This is a genomic window from Alicyclobacillus contaminans DSM 17975, from assembly GCF_000429525.1.
GTDB lineage: Bacteria > Bacillota > Bacilli > Alicyclobacillales > Alicyclobacillaceae > Alicyclobacillus_A > Alicyclobacillus_A contaminans.
This window is the reverse complement of record NZ_AUCA01000023.1, coordinates 1-17,601: the sequence shown is the minus strand read 5'-3', so window position 1 is coordinate 17,601 and position 17,601 is coordinate 1. Positions and strand designations below refer to the sequence as shown.

General features: G+C 57.7%; 15 protein-coding genes. 6 read left to right on the top strand and 9 right to left on the bottom strand.

Features of this window, described 5'->3' with window-relative positions; translation table 11 throughout:
• Nucleotides 1–118: 118 nt before the first annotated feature.
• A complete protein-coding gene (locus G463_RS0109840; RefSeq protein WP_026975027.1) occupies nt 119–1,033 on the top strand; it encodes a hypothetical protein in 915 nt (304 codons plus the stop codon).
• A gap of 161 nt (nt 1,034–1,194) precedes the next feature.
• On the opposite strand, the gene G463_RS0109835 is transcribed toward G463_RS0109840, so the two are convergent.
• Nucleotides 1,195–1,803 carry a TetR/AcrR family transcriptional regulator gene (locus G463_RS0109835; protein ID WP_026975026.1) on the bottom strand — a complete coding sequence of 203 codons (609 nt, stop codon included), beginning with the start codon at nt 1,801–1,803 and terminating at the stop codon, nt 1,195–1,197.
• Nucleotides 1,804–1,924: 121 nt separating this feature from the next.
• Here G463_RS0109835 and G463_RS0109830 point away from each other — a divergent pair, with 121 nt between their 5' ends.
• Both G463_RS0109830 and G463_RS0109825 read left to right on the top strand, forming a co-directional pair.
• The gene (locus tag G463_RS0109830) at nt 1,925–2,506 is read left to right on the top strand and encodes a cysteine hydrolase family protein (RefSeq protein WP_026975025.1); all 582 of its coding nucleotides are present in this window, start codon (nt 1,925–1,927) and stop codon (nt 2,504–2,506) included.
• Between the two features lie 14 nt (nt 2,507–2,520).
• The gene (locus G463_RS0109825) at nt 2,521–3,906 is read left to right on the top strand and encodes an MFS transporter (RefSeq protein WP_035486678.1); all 1,386 of its coding nucleotides are present in this window, start codon (nt 2,521–2,523) and stop codon (nt 3,904–3,906) included.
• Nucleotides 3,907–4,027: 121 nt separating this feature from the next.
• On the opposite strand, the gene galE is transcribed toward G463_RS0109825, so the two are convergent.
• The 4 genes from galE to G463_RS0109805 are packed head-to-tail and all read right to left on the bottom strand — an operon-like array spanning nt 4,028 to nt 8,201.
• On the bottom strand, nt 4,028–5,038 hold the full coding sequence (galE, locus tag G463_RS0109820; RefSeq protein ID WP_026975023.1) for a UDP-glucose 4-epimerase GalE: 1,011 nt from the start codon (nt 5,036–5,038) through the stop codon (nt 4,028–4,030).
• Nucleotides 5,035–6,252 carry a galactokinase gene (locus G463_RS0109815; protein WP_156900161.1) on the bottom strand — a complete coding sequence of 406 codons (1,218 nt, stop codon included), beginning with the start codon at nt 6,250–6,252 and terminating at the stop codon, nt 5,035–5,037. Before G463_RS0109815 ends, galE begins: the two co-directional genes overlap by 4 nt.
• A complete protein-coding gene (gene galT / locus G463_RS0109810; protein WP_026975021.1) occupies nt 6,245–7,225 on the bottom strand; it encodes a galactose-1-phosphate uridylyltransferase in 981 nt (326 codons plus the stop codon). Before galT ends, G463_RS0109815 begins: the two co-directional genes overlap by 8 nt.
• Nucleotides 7,226–7,244: 19 nt before the next feature.
• Nucleotides 7,245–8,201: an ArsR/SmtB family transcription factor gene (locus G463_RS0109805; protein ID WP_026975020.1), complete on the bottom strand. Its 957-nt coding sequence runs from the start codon at nt 8,199–8,201 to the stop codon at nt 7,245–7,247.
• A gap of 301 nt (nt 8,202–8,502) precedes the next feature.
• Between G463_RS0109805 and G463_RS19775 the strand changes: the two genes are divergently transcribed.
• Both G463_RS19775 and G463_RS0109795 read left to right on the top strand, forming a co-directional pair.
• Nucleotides 8,503–10,452 carry a glycosyltransferase gene (locus G463_RS19775; protein WP_051322166.1) on the top strand — a complete coding sequence of 650 codons (1,950 nt, stop codon included), beginning with the start codon at nt 8,503–8,505 and terminating at the stop codon, nt 10,450–10,452.
• Nucleotides 10,424–12,097 carry a glycosyltransferase family 39 protein gene (locus G463_RS0109795; RefSeq protein ID WP_026975019.1) on the top strand — a complete coding sequence of 558 codons (1,674 nt, stop codon included), beginning with the start codon at nt 10,424–10,426 and terminating at the stop codon, nt 12,095–12,097. Before G463_RS19775 ends, G463_RS0109795 begins: the two co-directional genes overlap by 29 nt.
• 80 nt (nt 12,098–12,177) lie before the next feature.
• Here G463_RS0109795 and G463_RS19770 read toward each other — a convergent pair whose 3' ends face one another.
• Complete coding sequence (locus G463_RS19770; protein ID WP_051322165.1) at nt 12,178–13,398, bottom strand: SpoIID/LytB domain-containing protein; 1,221 nt, start codon at nt 13,396–13,398, stop codon at nt 12,178–12,180.
• A 466-nt stretch (nt 13,399–13,864) separates the two neighbouring features.
• On the opposite strand from G463_RS19770, the gene G463_RS23550 reads away from it, so the two are divergent.
• Complete coding sequence (locus tag G463_RS23550) at nt 13,865–14,389, top strand: hypothetical protein (RefSeq protein WP_245575807.1); 525 nt, start codon at nt 13,865–13,867, stop codon at nt 14,387–14,389.
• A gap of 147 nt (nt 14,390–14,536) precedes the next feature.
• Here G463_RS23550 and G463_RS19765 read toward each other — a convergent pair whose 3' ends face one another.
• The 3 genes from G463_RS19765 to G463_RS0109765 all read right to left on the bottom strand — a co-directional run bounded on the left by G463_RS19765 (nt 14,537) and on the right by G463_RS0109765 (nt 17,054).
• Complete coding sequence (locus G463_RS19765) at nt 14,537–15,091, bottom strand: hypothetical protein (protein ID WP_051322164.1); 555 nt, start codon at nt 15,089–15,091, stop codon at nt 14,537–14,539.
• Between the two features lie 918 nt (nt 15,092–16,009).
• Complete coding sequence (locus tag G463_RS24030) at nt 16,010–16,345, bottom strand: AzlD domain-containing protein (protein WP_026975017.1); 336 nt, start codon at nt 16,343–16,345, stop codon at nt 16,010–16,012.
• Nucleotides 16,335–17,054, bottom strand: a complete 720-nt coding sequence (locus G463_RS0109765; RefSeq protein ID WP_245575806.1) for an AzlC family ABC transporter permease — start codon at nt 17,052–17,054, stop codon at nt 16,335–16,337. The genes G463_RS24030 and G463_RS0109765 overlap by 11 nt, the downstream gene beginning before the upstream one ends.
• Nucleotides 17,055–17,601: the final 547 nt, after the last annotated feature.

The window sequence follows — 17,601 nt, the reverse complement described above, 5'->3', positions numbered from 1 at the left end:
CGGTGGAGCGGCGGGAAGTGTGACGCCCCAGCAAAAAGTTGGGCGGCCGGCCAAACTTCGCATGCTGTAACGAATCCCCTGCGGACCGCGTCTACCTTCTTTGGAAGGAGGTGTCGAGATGAGGAAATGGATCGCGCTTACGATTCCACTGAGCAGTTCTCTGCTCTGTGCCTGCGGACCTGCCCTGGCTGCCCAGCCGGAGCCAAAGACGACCACCGGAGAGACACCGCAGGCCATCGTCTTTTTTCAGAATGTACCGAAGCCGAATGTCCCATTGACCCTTCAGCCGGACCCCAGGGTCGAACAGGCGCTCCCCCAAATAGTCCCGCCAAAGCAACCGGTGGTGGTGTACCTGCCTGTCTATCCGGGAGCGGCCAAGGCGGCCCCCGACAAACGCATCGGCGACATGGGCACGCCGCTCGACGGGGATCTGGTGGATGGCACGCTGTACTTCCAGGTCAAGGCGACGCCGGACCAGATTGAAGCCTGGTACGCCAAGCAGCTGCGGACGTTGGGGTACCGCGAGAGCGGACACGGTCAATCCACGGCGAATGGGGCGGTGGTTTCTGGGACCGTCAGCTTCACGAAAGACGGCGTGCCCCCCGGCCAGCCCGTCTCCGCGCCGGATATCGATGTGGGATTCCTCCTGTCCGCCGAGTCCGGGAAGACCACGTTCGCCGTCAAAGCGCTGTACATTGTGACGCCCGAGCGCCCCAAGGACACCTATCTGCCGAACGACATTGTGTCCGTGACACTGACGGACGGACAGACGTCGAAGACCATCACCGACAAACACTGGATTCCACAGGTGGTGCAGGCGTTCAACGCGCTGCACATGAGCACGCCCGGGGTGTCCAGTGGTCTGGCCGTCTCCGGACCGGCCAGGACCATCACGGCCACGTTCCGCACGTCGCAGGGAACGGCGCTGTCCGCAAGATTCTCCATCGCCAGCGAAACGGTGCAGGTGGGCGATGTGACACTGAACTGCACATCCACTCTGACACAGTCCATCCAGTCGGCATTGGACGGCTAGTTGGATGGGCGCTGGAACTTCTTCAACGGGCCGTTCGCGTCATGGACTCAGCAGCGTACGGCCCAGCCGTCCGAACCTCTGTTCAAGGGACCAAACCGGGCTTGGAAGGTCCACACCGCCATCTCCAGCGCCCCCGGGAAAGGAACATTATCCATCGGTACCTACTTCATCGGGAAAAACGTCCGGCAGAGCTGTTCTAAAAACGATTCCGGTGAATAACCCCGCACATCTTTCTGAAAGACATAGGAATCGCTGGTTAATGCCATCAACAGCATATCGGCCTTGAACACACTGTTCGCTTCCGCAGGTTCGCTCTCGCTCATCTCGTCAAACAGCTTGACCACGATGTCATGCAGTTCCTGGTATACCGGGCTCTGCGTCCGGGTCTGCGGTCCATTGGTTCGCGCCCTTTCCTCGACGCCTTTCAGCAACTCGAGTTTTTTCTCGCGAAAAGAGATGAACAAGCGGAGCATCCCCTTCAATCGTTGACGGGGCGGATCATCCTGATGATTGACCAAATACGCCGCAATGTCTTCGAACAGCTGATCCACGCTGTCCTTGATTAAATCCAGGCACAATTCACTCTTGTTTCTGTACCGGCGATAGAGGGTTCCCGGACCAATTTGCGCCTCTATGGCAATTTGGTTCATGCTCACCTGCTCCACGCCATGTTTTTCAAACAGCTTCAGGGCCGCGTCCAGGATGCGCTGGCGATTTTCGGCCGCATCGCGGCGTTCCGCGCGGCCGTGTGTTTCTCCCGTATGTTTCACGACATCCAATCCCAACCTCGAATAGTTTCAACCCGATTTGACAAACGGAGAGGTCTCCGGTTATTATCAAACGGAGAATTCTCCGTTTGATTATAAATCAACCCAAAGGAGTGCAAAACCCATGAACCAACCCGCCCTGCTCGTGATGGATATGCAGAACGGCATTGTCTCTCATTTTCAAAACCACGCAGGCCTGTTGCCAGCGGTCCAAAAATCGGTGGAAGCTGCGCGCCAACACAACATCCCCGTCATCTTCGTACGCGTTGCCTTCAGCGAAGGGTATCCGGAGATCAATCCAAGAAACAAGTCATTCTCACAACTTCCTCAAATGGGTGGCATGACCGTTTCGGACCCTGCGACGCAAATTCACGAGTCCATAGCCCCAAAGAAGGGGGAACCGGTGGTCACGAAGCATCGCGTGAGTGCGTTCTCCGGCAGCAACCTGGAAGTGATTCTCCGCGCCAAACAAATCGACACATTGATTCTCACCGGAATTGCCACGAGCGGTGTCGTGCTTTCGACGTTGCGCGAAGCGGCAGACAAAGACTTCGCCATCACAGTGCTTGCGGACGCATGCGCCGACCACGATGATGAGGTTCATCGCGTGCTTACGGAGAAAGTGTTCCCTCGTCAGGCGGAGGTATTGACGGTCGACGCTTGGATCAACAATCTGGCCGCAAGTCGTGCGGGAGAAGCAGACTGAGGAGTGCATCCATCATGCCGAGTGGCAATCCGTTCTCCTGGAAGTTTGTAGCACCGCTGTATATGGGGTCTACACTAAACCCCATCAACAGTTCCATGATTGCCACCGCGCTCGTACCCATCGCTGCATTCATGCATGTCTCCGTGGCCCAAACGACCATGTTGGTTACGGTACTCTACCTGGCCAGTTCCATCGCTCAGCCCACGGCCGGAAAACTGTCGGAGGAGTTCGGACCTCGCCGGGTCTTCCTCGCCGGAATTCTCATGGTGCTGTTGGGAGGGGTGTTGGGTGGGGTGGGACGCGACCTGACCATGTTGGTCGTGTCCCGGATTCTCATCGGCATTGGTACGTCAACCGCCTATCCATCGGCCATGCTCCTCATCCGTCGACGAGCGGAAGTCGCCGGGATGTCTAAACCCCCCGGTCGTGTGCTTGGCGCGCTGCAGATTGCCGGCGTGGTCACGGCCGCCGTGGGACTCCCTGTTGGCGGAGTGCTCGTGGATGCGTGGGGGTGGCGAACGACGTTTCTTATCAATATTCCTTTTGCCCTCATCGCGTTTGGGATGGCCGTGTTATGGATTCCACGGGACGCGCCTGTCCAAGGTGACATGTCCGTCCGAGACATATTCGCTCGCCTGGACGTGACTGGCATCATCGGATTCTCTGCAACCATGACCGCCCTGCTGGTCTTCCTGTTCTCGTTGCCCAATCCCGCCTGGTGGGACATCTGCCTGGCGGTGGTTTTCGGCGCGGCCCTGGTCTGGTGGGAGTTACGAGCAAAGCGCCCGTTCCTTGATGTTCGCATGCTCGCGTCGAATCTTGCGCTGACGCGCACCTACGTACGGTTCGCTGCGCTGACGCTGTGCATTTACACGGTGCTGTACGGTGTCACGGAGTGGATTGGGGCATTGCGTGGTGTCTCCGCGCTGGAAACCGGACTCCTGCTGCTGCCCATGAGCGGACTTTCCGCCGTGATTGTGGGCCCCATCTCGAAGCGGAACCTGGTACGCGGACCGCTCATCGTGGCGGCCATGTCCTGCATGCTCGCGTCCATTGGATTGCTTTTTCTGACTGCAACCGCACCCATGATGTGGATTTTATTGATCACCCTTGCGTTCGGCGTGACGTTGGGTACAACCGTCAGCGGCAATCAGACTGCATTGTACACTCAGGTCACCGCCGACCAGATGGGCACCGCTTCGGGTCTATTCCGTACCTTTGGATACATTGGGTCCATCGCGTCTTCTGCAATCGTAGAAGTTTTCTTCCACGCGAGCGTTTCAGACACCGGCATGCATCGTATCGCCGGCATCATGGTCGTCATCAGCGCCTTGGCGCTGTTATTCACCGTCACCGACGGTCGGCTCAGGGTTCCTGTCAGCGCCGAGTACCGCGTCTAGAATGAAGAGACGTGGTCAACCGAATGATCCCTGTCGCAACAAGAAAATGGCGTGCCGAATCGAAGATCCATTCGCACGCCATTTTTGCGTATCCCGCGTCGATTCTCGCCTCAGGATGACATCAGGCTTCCTCCGGTTTCGTTCTGTCAGCGTACCCGTTCGGATGGCTTTGGTGCCAGTTCCATGCGGAGGCCACAATCGTTGCCAGGTCGTTGTAGAGCGGCTGCCATCCCAGCACTTCCTTGGCGCGGCCCGAGGACGCCACGAGCACCGCCGGATCTCCCGCGCGGCGCGGCGCCTGCTGAACGGGAATGTCGCGCCTGGTCACCTCGCGCGCCACGTCAATCACCTGCTGCACGGAGTAGCCGGTGCCGCTGCCGAGATTGAACGCCTCGCAGCCACCGTCCCCGCTGCGCAGCCGCGCCACCGCCAGGCGGTGGGCGCTGGCGAGGTCCATGACGTGGATGTAGTCACGGATGCACGTGCCGTCCGACGTAGGGTAATCGTTGCCGAACACCGCCACGTGCGGGCGCTGCCCGAGCGCAGCCTGGAGCACAATCGGCACCAGGTGCGTCTCGGGGCTGTGATCCTCGCCGATGGCCAGCGTCGGATGGGCGCCCGCGGCGTTGAAGTAGCGCAGGCTGACCGATTGCAATCCGTACGCGTCATGGCACCAACGGAACATCCGCTCAATCGCCAGTTTCGTCTCGCCGTACGGGTTGGTGGGCACGGTCGGATCGGCTTCGTCAATCGGCGTCCGCACCGGCTCGCCGTAGACTGCGGCGGTGGACGAGAAGACGATGCGCTTCACACCGTTCTCCAGCATCGCGGACAACAGCTTGGCCGTGCCGTTGACGTTGTTGTCGTAGTAGTCGAGGGGCTTCTGCACGCTCTCCCCGACCAATGAATGGGCGGCGAAGTGGACGACCGTGTCCACCTCGTGCTTGCGCAGAATCTCGGAGACCAACGCGGTGTCCCGGATGTCCCCCACGTACAGCGGCGCCTGCAGCACCGCCGCGCGGTGCCCCTGGCGCAGGTTGTCCAGCACCACCACCGACTCGCCGTGGGCCACCAGCTCGGCGACGGTGTGGCTGCCAATGTAGCCAGCTCCTCCGGTCACAAGCACACTCATGATTCGATCTTCCCCTCTCCCATCATGTACAACCCTTCGATTTCTGCGGTCACTTCGCGCACGCCCGCACCGAGATCGGTCACGTAAAAGGTGGGCGCGAGGCCGGTGGCGCGCTCGTACTGCCGGGCCACCTCATCCTGGAAGCGCTCGACGGCCGTTTCGCGGACGAGGCTCACGGTGCAGCCGCCAAATCCGGCGCCGGTCATGCGGCTGCCGAGGCAGCCCTCCGTTTGCCACGCGGCTTCCACGAGCGCGTCCAATTCGGGACCGGTCACCTCGTAGTCGTCGCGCAGGGAGATGTGCGACTCGTTCATGAGCTGACCGAAGCCGGGCAGGTCGCCCGCAGCCAACCGCCGCGCGGCCTCCAGCGTGCGCGCGTTCTCCGTGACCACGTGGCGCGCGCGCCGCTGCAGCACATCGTCCTTCAGGTGCCACGCCAGCGCGTTCCATTCCTCTTTCGACAAATCCGCAAGACAGGTCAGATCTTTTCGAACCGTCCGCAGCTGCGCAAGCGCCGCCTCGCACTCGGCCCGGCGCTCGTTGTACTTGGAGTCGGCCAGCCCGCGCCGTTTGTTAGTGTGGGTGATGACGAACCGGTATCCCGGCGCCCGCACCGGCACCGCGCGGTACTTGAGGGTGCGGCAGTTGAGCAGGAGAGCGCTCCCCGCCTGTCCCATCGCCACCGCAAACTGGTCCATGATGCCGCAGTTGACTCCGACGAACTCGTTTTCCGCCCGCTGCGACAGCCGCGCCAACCGCTCCGTGGACAATCCGCCGCCGACCAAGGCGTTCATCGCGAAGGCGGTGGCCACCTCCACCGACGCGGAGCTGGAGAGTCCGGCGCCGCCCGGCAGATTGCCGTGGAAGAACAGGTCCGCACCGGGCAGCTGAAGCCCCTCCTCCTGCAACGCCCAGAGGACGCCTTTCGGATAATTCGCGTAGTCGTCTTCCGCCCGATACTGGAAGGCGGGCCCGTCCACCCGCACCTGCAGCGGAAACGCGGTGGACGCAAACCGGTACACCGGGTCGCGGCGCGGTCGCACAAACACCCAGGTGCCGAGGGTCAGCGCGCCGGGAAACACGTGACCGCCGTTGTAATCGGTGTGCTCGCCAATCAAATTGACCCGGCCCGGCGCGAAGAACACGCGCACCTCGTCCACCGGTCCCGGCGAAAAGTCGAGAAACTGGGACAGGACGTTGTTCCCGTCATGCATGGACATTCGCTCCTTTCGCCCGCTGGATGGCCGCCCGCAGTTCCGGCGCCGTCTGCTCCACCGCCGTCGGATTGCACGGAGCCCAGGCCCCCGTTTCCGACGAGGCGAGGTATTTCAGCTTATCCTTCGCCCGCAGCGGCGGGTAAAACTCAATGTGAAAGTGGTAGTACGCCTCCGTGTCCGGCCCGTTCACCGGCGACTGATGCAGCACCATCATATACGGGAACTGCCGATCAAACAACGCGTCCATGCCGGCCGTCACCTGCTTCAGGATGTTGGCGAGATCATCCTTCTCCGCTTCGGAGAACTCGGCCAGGCTGCCAAGGTGCGCCTTGCTCGAAATGAACGCGCCGTACGGGTAATCCGTGAAGAACGGCAGGTAGCTCACGAAGTGATCCGTCTCCACCAGCATCCGCACCCCCGCCGACTGCTCCTCGCGGTTGATGTCGCAGACGAGGCACCGACCCGTCTCCTGCCGATGCGCCTCGCAGGATTCGAGTTCCACCCGCAGCTTCTGCGGAATGTACGGATACGCGTAAATCTGCCCATGCGGATGGGGCATGGTCACCCCCACCTCCGGTCCGCGGTTCTCGAAGATGAGCACGTACTTGTGGCGCGGGTTGGCCGCCAGCGACACGTATCGATCCGCCCACAGGTCCACCAGCTTGCGGATGTGCGCAACGGGCAGCTCCGGCAGCGTGGCGTGGTGATCTGGCGAGTAGAGAATCACCTCGCACTTCCCGTACGCCGGCTTTACCGGGTACAGCGCCGTACCCACATCGTCCGGCTCCGGCGGGTCTTGCGACAGCGCCGGAAAGTCATTGTCGTACTTGAGCACATCGTAGGTGTCCGGAACGCGGCCGGACCCCGGGCAGAATGGACAGAAGTCCTTCGGCATGTTCGGCCGGTTCTGCCGGTGCGAGGCGACCATGGTCCAATCTCGCAGCAACGGATTGTAACGCAGTTCCGCCATCCGCCATCCCCTCCCTGACTCATCGGATATAGTCGAGACGCATCACCATATCCTGTTCGTAGTTGCCAAACCGGCGGCCGAACAGGTTCAGTCCGCCGTCATTGTCCGCATCCGCCTTCACGCCGATGCGCAATGTGATGTGCGATCCCTGATTCAACCGCAGGTCGTCCAACGTCACATCCGAGACCCTGCGGCCATCGACAAAACTGCCCTCCCGGCTGACGCGCCAAGTCTTCAGCAGGCCGTACTGGGTATTGTCCGTGCCCCACCAGAGCGGCGTGAGCAACCCCCGCTCTCCGCCGAAGTCCCCGGGACTGGTCCAGGTGCCGACCTCCACGCCGTTCAACCACAGTGTGATGTCGGATGGCCAGTTGTTGTTGTGCAGCGGCGCTTCCGAACAAATTTCCATGCTCACCTCAAGCCCCGTCACCGTGCTTCCGCGCGGCGCCCGGTTCGGGAACCGGTACTCCAGGTAGCCGTGGCGGAACCAGATGAGCTGGGCGTGCACGCGGTCAGGTTCCACGAACGATCCGGGATCGTCCAATTCCCCGATGATGCCGGTCTCGCTCAACAGCCCGCAGGTGGGGTGCACTTCGGCGTCAAAAAAATGCCCGATGGGCATGGGAATCAACACGTGGTTTTCCGCCGACATATCGGGCGTGCCGGCGTCGAGAACAATGCGGCTGATGACCGCGGCGCACACCTTCTGCGTGCCGCGCGTGCCGGGAATCAGCGTTGTTTTAATCAGGTTGGCCTCTTCCAGTTTCTTGATGTTCACCGCCGCCGTGGACGGCGGAATTTGAAACATCTCCGCAATCTCGTTGATGTTCATGAACCGGCGCAGCAGCTGTTTGTACATCGCGACGCGCAACTCGGACGAAAGCGCTTTGGCGATGGGAAGAAAGTCATCCAGTTGGGTCATCAGCACGCGGGTCACGTGCAGCTCATCCGCACCGTGCTGGCTGTCCTCGCTCATCCCCCGCGCCTCCTTCGTACAACGATAATATTGAAATAAAGTTGTTTCGAATCAATTTTGATTAAAACATATCACAAAGTGAACCTGGTGGGTAGAGGCATGCTCCGCCGCCGGTACAACCGTCACCTTCCCCTTATCCAACTGCCCGTCCTGTGAAAATGAGCCGAACGGAACCTCGTTTATCCCACCACGCCCCTGATATTCCAGAAAGAGGTTCTTCCAAAAGCCATTCGACAAGGTCATAATGTTAACATGGGATATTTTTGAGGCATCGGCGTCCATACAGGAGTGAGGACCAAGGATGGCACCCGAGGTGGGACAAGAATACGAAACAGAACACGAAGAAACGCCGCCGTTGGGACAATTACTCCTGCAGAAGGGATGCATCACGCCCCAACAGCTGCAAGCCGCCCTGGCGTTCCAGGAGAAGTCCGGCGGTAAATTGGGAGAGATTTTGATTGCACTGGACTTTATCAAACCTCGCGATTTATTTAACGTGCTCGCGGAGCAGCTGCACTTCCATCGGGCGGATGTGACGGAACCCGTCGGCGTTGAGCACCCATTGCCGGCACCATTGGCAAGGCGGTTTAACGCCATCGCCATTGAAGAACACGGGGACACGCTTCGGGTGGCGGTGAGCGAACCGCTGTCCGAAGAGGAACGTTCCATTCTTTCCTCTTACACATCCAAACAAATCGAACAGGTTCTGGCCACGCCTTACGAATTGGAGCGTTTGTGGAGTCAGGTATACAAGCGGGACCTGTTGGCTGAAAGCATCAACAAATTGGAGATGGAACAACCGCAGAATTCCGCGACACGCGTGCTGACGAGGAACCAGGTGATGATCTTTTGCCTCCTCGTCCTCGGTTCCATCCTGGCTTGTTGTGTGTCGGGAAAGCATTATCTATTCATCGTCAACGTGGTATGCCAATCCCTATATTTTTTCTTGGCTGTGTTCAAAGCGATGATCATCTATCGAGGCATGAACACGACGACACATGAAGTTCGCCCCGCAGACATTTCGAAACTTGACGAGGATAAACTTCCGATTTATACCATTTTGGTTCCGCTGTTCCGCGAGGCCAACGTATTGGCGGACCTGGTGCGTCACATCGAAGCGCTGGATTATCCAAAGCATAAATTGGACGTTCGTCTCCTGTTGGAGGAAGACGATACCGAGACCATCGAGCGGGCCAAGCAATTGAAGATTCCTTACTACTTCACCTTCGTGCTGGTGCCGAACTCTCATCCGCGGACGAAGCCAAAGGCGTGTAATTACGGGCTCATCCGAGCGCGTGGCGACTATGTGGTCATCTACGACGCGGAGGACAGACCGGAGCCGGATCAACTGAAGAAGGTGCTGCTCACCTTTCAACAGGCAGGGCCCAGCGTGGTCTGTGTTCAGGCAAAGTTGAATTACTTCAACGGCAACCAAAATCTGCTGACGCGCTGGTTCACGCAGGAATACAGCAACTGGTTTGGGTTGCTGCTGCCCGGCGTCATGGCCTTAAATATTCCCGTGCCGCTCGGGGGAACGTCGAATCACTTTCGGATGTCCGCGTTGAAGGAACTGAATGCCTGGGATCCGTACAACGTCACGGAAGACGCGGATTTGGGCGTCCGGCTGTACAAGTTCGGGTATCAAACGGCCATCGTCGATTCCACCACGTGGGAAGAAGCGAACAGCCAGGTACGGAACTGGATACGGCAGCGGACGCGTTGGATAAAGGGGTACATTCAGACCTGGTTGGTGCATATGCGCCATCCCGTGCAACTGTACCGCGACATTGGCGGGCGCGGCTTCTGGGGATTCCAGGCGATGATTCTCGGAACGCCGCTGCTCCCCCTGATGAACCCGCCCTTCTGGGCCATGATGGTGCTTTGGTATGCCCAGCACCAACAGTGGATCCCGGCGTTGTTTCCGGGCGCCATCTACTACGTGGCCGCGTCTCTGTTGGTGCTTGGCAACTTTGTGTTCGTGTACAGCGGCGTGGTGGGAACCTATGCGTTTGCGCATCGGTACGCGACGTCGAATCCTGGTTTGTTGTCCTTCCGGCTGGTCTGGTCCGCGGTACTCGCCCCTGTGTACTGGGCGTTGATGAGCATTGCCGCGTACCGGGCCGTATGGCAACTGGTTGCGAATCCCTTTTATTGGGAAAAACCGAACACGGATTGGTTTCCGCCCAACTCACGGACACAACGGATGAAGGAGTTTCCCTGTCATGATGCAACCCGAGATGCGAACACGTGAGGTTCGTCTCGACTGGACTGTATTTCTGTTCATGTTTTGTGCGGAATTCGCATTCGGATATTTCTTGTGCGTCGTGAAGTACGACATTCCGAACGACGCGCTGAGTCGAGTCGCCAATGCATACTATGTGTTCTTCAGTCGCGATCCGCATCTGGCGGCGATTGGCTTTGTATGGAATCCATTGCCCAGTCTCGCCGAGCTGCCGTTGGTTCTGCTTTCGCGACTCTGCCCACTCCTCGTCTCCCACGCGCTGGCTGGGGTCATCCTGGCGGCCGTGGCGGCGGCCGGGCAAGCGGTGCTCATCCTCCGCCAATTCCGAAAGCACCTCGGCAGCGTGGGGTGGGGACTCGCGATGGCCGGCCTGCTGGCCATCCATCCCTTTCTGTTTCTGTACGGTGCCAACGGGATGAGCGAAATGATGTTTTCCTTCTTTCTGGTGTGGTGCGTGTGTGCATGGACGGACTGGCTGGCGTCGCACGCGGTGAAAGATCTCACCCGTGCTGGCATTGCGCTGTCCCTGGCGTTCCTGACGCGCTATGAGGCAGTGGCGTTCGGTATGGCCATGGCCCTCGCCGTGACCATGGCCGCATGGCGGCATAGCCGGAATGTACTGGCCGGTTTGGAGACGCTGCCGCCGGGAGGCCATGCTTGGGGAATGCGCTCCATCCGACGGGAGCAGCGCTGGTATACGACAGCCTCGCTGCTCGTTTTTCTGACTCCCAGTGTGTACGCCGGGATTATCTGGATTCTTTCGAATGGGATCATCATGAAAGATCCCCTGTACTTCTTTCACTCCGCGTACTCGAATCAGTCCCAGTCGAGTGTGTTGCAGTCGACCGAGGAATTTTCGTCAATGGTTGGCCATCCGCTGCACGTGATGGCCTTCATGGCGCAGCGACTGGCTGTTTTTGTCCTCCCGTACCTGGCGCTGATGGTGTTTCGCTGGCTGCACGGACGCTTGTGGACATGGTCGAGCCTGACGCTGACCCTCCTCATCCTGAGCATACCGTCGCTGCAATTTGTGCTCTTGCTCGAGGGGCACTCGTATGGATGGCTTCGGTTTTTCTTCTATCCGCTGCCGTTGACCATCGCGTGGATGCCGTATGAGCTCGCGAACCGAGAACCTGCCGCGAGGAAGGCCGAACGATGTGAGGCGCCCGCATCAAGATTTCAGCGGCGGCGCGTGCTTTACGGAGTCGCGCTGGCACTGGTCACGAGCGGAAGCGGTGTCTGCTTTGTGATGGACAATGCGCGCCTTGCACCGGAGGAATACGACATCATTCACCAGCGCTGGAATCTGGGAAGAATGGAGACAACGAGGGAGATTGCGCAATACCTGGATGCGCACGCGCCCCATTCCTTCATTCTCATGGACTCGTTTTCGGCGTTCAACGTGATTGTGAACACCCGGAATCCCAAGCGTCTCATCATCACGAGCGACAGAGATTTTCAAGCAGCCCTGCACAACCCGCCGGCGCATCACGTGCAATTCATGCTGGTTCCGGAACCGGATACCGTATTTCAATTTGACGCCATCAACCTTCAATACCCGCAGTTCTACGCGCACGGTGCAAAATGGGCGACGTTGGTGAAGCAATTTCCTGGCTGGAGACTGTATGCAGTGCGCCCGCCCGCGGCGAGGTGACCCTCAGAGATCTCCGCCGGACGCTTGGGCCGCCGCATCTGGAACCGGTCAACCGCCCCCTCTCCCCGTGAACGTCTCAATCACCCCGCCGCGGCGGCCCCCGTTGTGGCGGAGCGGAGATGGGCGACGTACGGATCGTCCGCTTCTATCTTGGTGCCCGGGTAGAAATAGGCGAGAATCTCGGCCCACGACTTTCCTTTGGCGGCCATGGCCCGCGCCTCGTGCAGGCTCATTCCGATGCCGTTGCCCGTCCCTCGACAGGTGACCATCAACCGCTGTCCCTGCACCGTAAAGGTAAAGTTGGCCGACGGCAGCCCCACGGCGGCGGCGAAGGCGTCCCCGGTCCAGCTTCGGTTCTTGTACTGGACCGATTTCACATAGCCTTCGGCGTCGCGCCCGACCACTTGGAGCGACGACAGCTGCAGACTGGCCTTTGGAATCTGCAGCGCGCTCGCCAGCCTGTCTTCGGACAGGGGGATGGGCGGATGCGGCGTGTCGGTATCGTCCGGACAGGGCACGCTCGGCAGATACGGCAGGGATTTGCCGAATCGCTGGCTGCCGTCGCGCGTGCGCCCGACCGACTGTTCAAACGTGAAGGCGAGGATGGGCTGTTGATTGGCCGTCACAATCATCCCATCGGTGTCGAGCACCGCATGCTGGAGGCGAACCGTGTTCACCCCCATGTCCGCGCCATACCGCTCCTCCTGCTCCGCCATGGACCACCAGGGCAAGTCGAGGCTGGCACTGGTGGTGATGTCGGCGCCGTGTTGCGCCGCGAACGTGGCATCGGCGGACGAATCGGAACGCGTCATGGCGTGAACCACATAGGTGCGGGCGGCCACCGCCGCCGCCTCCAGCGCCTGCATGCTGTCCTTGGGACTCATCTCCGCCGCGAGCACCCCCACCAGATAGTCGTTCAGCGCGACCGAGTGAACCCGGCCCGCCGCCATGTCGTACACGCGAACCTGTACCTGGGCGTCGTCGGCATGCAGCCATGCGCGCGCGAGATCCGTATCCGGCCGATGCACGGCGAGCGCGGTCATGGACGGAACGAGAATGAGCACGGTGAACGCCGCCGTGAGGCCCACGGTCAATTTTCCGCGCCAATCCATGTGCTCCTTCATCCAGGCCCGAAACCGACTGTTCCAGTGTGGAAAGCGGATGACGGAGGCTGACGGCGGTTGGTTCCGTGCGCCAGCGCGGGTGCGGCGCAGCGCGCGGAGGAACCGGCGCAGCCTCACCCGGAAGCCCAACCAAAATCTGCGCGTGTTGATGGTTCCGATGACCCACCTTCCGACCACTGCCATATTCCTCCTCACCCCCGCCCAGACGATGCTTGGGCCGGGCTTGTCTCCTAGACAAGTATGACGAGGCGTTCACGAATATTCTTTCGGTGGGACGTCTAAAACGCCGCAGACCGGTCCATGATGGTAGTGTCATCGAACGATGGCAGCCAGTACGCTCCAGTTTCCCCCTTGTTGTTCCGATTGGGCAGTCGCGATGAGGCGGCTGCCGTTTTTTTTGTGGGTTCGCAGCGGTGTGGGGGATTTGAAGCGACGGTGGCACACGCTTCCAAACAAGCATGGCTCCGTAACCTCCACCGCTTTGACGGAACACTCGCATTTCCGCCTAAGGTTGTGTGCGCCTGTCCACCTCATCCGGCCCATTTCCAGATCTGACACGGGAAAATGGCCGAATGACTAGGACATTCGTTGACTGGGTGTTCATACATGTAATGTATCTTCAGGATAGGGAGGAATCATCTCGATGGCAGAGCATCCAGGACAGCACGGTTATCCATGGGATGGAAAATCCAAATGGAAGAAATCAGCGTCACATCACTTTGAGCAGGAATCGGACTACAGCGGACATTACAAGCACGACAAAGAATCTCATCATTGGCACGAATCCGCTTCGGATCCACACGGCGTGTACAAACACTTTGATGATTCGCCTGCCGCGTATCCCACACCGGCTTACATTCCGTATGGCGTACCAAAGGCGGTGAAGAAGAAAGTGCACGTTTCTGGTCACTATGTGGCGGCACATACCCCGGCGCATGCACCCGTATCGCACAAAACCCACTGCCCGCCCATCGTCTGCGACCCGCAATATGTGATCCGGGATTGCTATGTTCCGCGCGAGGTTCCCGTTGTTCATCCTGTGGTGACGGTCAACCGACACATCATTGTCAATGTGCCGAAGCATTACTATCAACCGATGACAAAGCATGTGGTCGTTGATCCGGGATGCCCAGGCACCCACTGCAAGCCATGCGGACATCACGGATAATCCTTCGGCAGACGCAACAAGCCCCCATCTCATCACGAGGTGGGGGCGAATCATGCCATGTTGCGTCGTATGACACGGCCACAACGCCAGTGGACCGCTTTTCATCACGATATCCCCCGCATGCGCCGCACTGAATCGGTAGAGGGCCTAACGCCCGGCCTTTAATGAAGGACTCCATGGAGAATACCCCGACTCTCCAGCAATCGCAGGCTGTTTGGACAGCCCCAACATTTGGGCGTAGCGATTGACGATGTGTATCACATCCAGGTGATGCAACTGTCCCAATGAGGCGGATGCCTCGTTACGGAGTTTCGGTCGGATGGGGTACAAGGTAATGGGTTGTACGGTGCCCTGCTTGATAGGTACTTCAAAAACCACGTTTTCGTTGTGCCCATTGGCAATGCCAATGGCTGTGACAATACCGAGGTCTTGGAATCGAGAATCCAAAGGGACCGTGAGCGATGATGACCAAATCCCCTGTGCATTGGTGAGCCCAGACGCAAGGAGTCGCCCGTCTTCCGAAACGACAATGACTCGGGCGCCAGGCAACGCCCGGTAATCTTCTGCCGATACCACTCGGAACTGAACCGTTGCAGTCGTGGTGCGCTGCTGCGCAAATGCATGCGTGGGTTGGAAATCCCCGAAAAACGATGCCGCGCAGAATACCATGGTACTCACAAGCAATCGCCGTATTGTCCGCATATCTATACCACCTTGCAGGGTTTTTGAAAAGGACACCTCTAAGTTGCCCAACTGGACGCTAAAAATTCAAAATCTGTCTGTTGGGCTAAAACCCCTTGGCGGCGGACCTTTGGCGTGGCGCTCAGCGCGCTCTCGCCGGTCCAGCGCAAGGCGCCGACGCCTCAGGCCACTGCATAACGAATCCCCCATCCTTTGAGGAATGGGGGTATGGTCCGGTGAAGGTGTGCACCATGCTATTTGTGCAGCAGGTTTTTTGCTGCCCAAATGACCCAGCCAAAAGCTATGATTGCCGCGCAGGTGATGAGCAAGATGAGGAACACTCTAAAGTCACTCCTCCTTCGTCGAATACATCTATTACACCATATCCGGCGAACTTTGGATGGTAACGTTTTATGGCCATTTGCATCGTCTGGCTCAGGGGGACGGAAACCGCGTCGGATTTTGCGCATTGTGAGTCTGGCGCACATGCGGCCACGCCGATGTATCACGCGTCTCATGGGTTCAGCCAGGCTCAAGCGCGTGCTGGTTGAACCGCAACCCGGCCAGCCCACAGCGTAACGAAAAGAGCCCCCTCCTCAGCCGAGGCAGGGACAATTCCAATTATGTATGGCCCCGCAGGGGGCCAACAGGAGAAGAAAGACTTGCAACCTACGCTTACAAGCAGGCTGCTGATTTGAGTATAGGTTACAGAACAACCGGCTTCATTAAGTGGGCGGCTGGGTGGAGTGGAAAGCGCATGCAGTAACGACGCTGTCTCTTTGTCGTGTGAGGTGGGGGCTCATTTATTAATCACTAGAGAAGCCAATCTTACGTGGTGAGACAGGCTGAAGGCCTATTCCACCAAACAACGTAAGGTGTAGGCAACGACAAACGTCAGCAAGAATAGCCAAGTTCATTCATACCACAATTCCTAAGTTTTTATAGTGGAATCGTATGAAGATGAATAAGCTGATTTACGAGAGCACCGACTACGACTCCCAAAATAATTGCCAGAAGAAATGATTTTGTGATTTTCATACAGACGGCTACAACGCATCCACCGACTAAAACGGGAATGGATAGGGACAACTGCCCTTTGTTTGTTACGAACAATTGCGATACAACGAGCGCTGAAATCACACCTGCGGGAACAAAATGAAAGTACATTTCAACTCTGGAATTGACCTGCCTACCTATTAAGGCCTCTATTCCCAATAGCCTGCTAACATAAGTAACCAGGGCTAGAGACAATATCAGAACCCAATTATTCCACATGTTTTTGTCGACTCCTTACGTAGCAACCCACTAAGGGGGAAATTATACCGGCGATTAAAATGACATAAGGGGAGCCAGGTGAAACTGCTTCAATTACAATTGCGATTGCGGCACCTGCTGCTGCAGTCGAGATGACTTGGATGTCAACAAGTATTTGCATCAGGATGGCAACGAAGGTCATAGGAAACGCAAGTTCCAATCCGAGTCCTGTTGTATTGATATGACTCCCAATGATAGCTCCAATGAAGGAGGCTAAAATCCAAGTCAAATAGAAGGTAAGTGCAACAACTGCAAAGTACATAGGATCTGGACCGCAAGCTCGAAAACGAGCACTGCCAAGGACGAATGGTTCATCAGACACACCGAACGCCAAGAGCCATCTCCATTTTTTTGCTGGTGCAAGTCCAGACGCCAATGATGCGCCATAAAGGAGATTTCGCAAGTTAATAAGTATCGATGTCCCAAGAATGCTCACCAAGCCGCCGCCTGCAGTATGCATTGCAACGGATACCATCTGGACAGATCCTGAAAAGACTAAGAACGACATTGCCAAAGTGCTTAATAACCCAAACCCTGAATGAGTTGCTAGGACCCCGTATGGAATTCCATACGTGGCAATACCGATTGCAAGAGGAAGAGCATCACGAAACCCTTGCTGAACAGTGGTGCGCCAAGAAATCTTGCTTGTTATAGTGGTATCGAGACCCACATGATCCCCCCTTTCTTCATTTACTCAATTCGGAATGTAAGGAGTTCTGGTTTTTCGACTGCTATTGATTCACAATGGCCGGGATACTCATCTACACAAATTTCGATTATTATTTGATTATTATTCAAATAATTCGTACATTTTATAATAATAGATGGACACCTCATGGTCAACCATTTGAACGTGCCATCTTTGTTCAAATAGGGACTCTTCCCTTTGGGTTCTATCCCATGCTTGTAGAGCGTGTCCGAAAAGCCTTCCGAATGAGTTTATGAGGGCGTAAAACACAGCAATTCACTTTCCTCTTATGGGTATTCATTCCTTGGAAACCAGGTGGAGTGGTCGGTATCCACAAGCGGTAACGATAGACAGCTTATAAAGGGCATACGAATCCCTTGGCCTTGATGACACTTCCTTGTTTTGGTTTCTGTCCAGTTGAAACCGTCTAAACGGCGATATCAAGTTGTAGTTGCTCGGTCTGCTCTGTATACATTTGTATAATCCGCTCTACGTGATCCTTTGGCAATTGCGTCTGCCGGATGTGAGC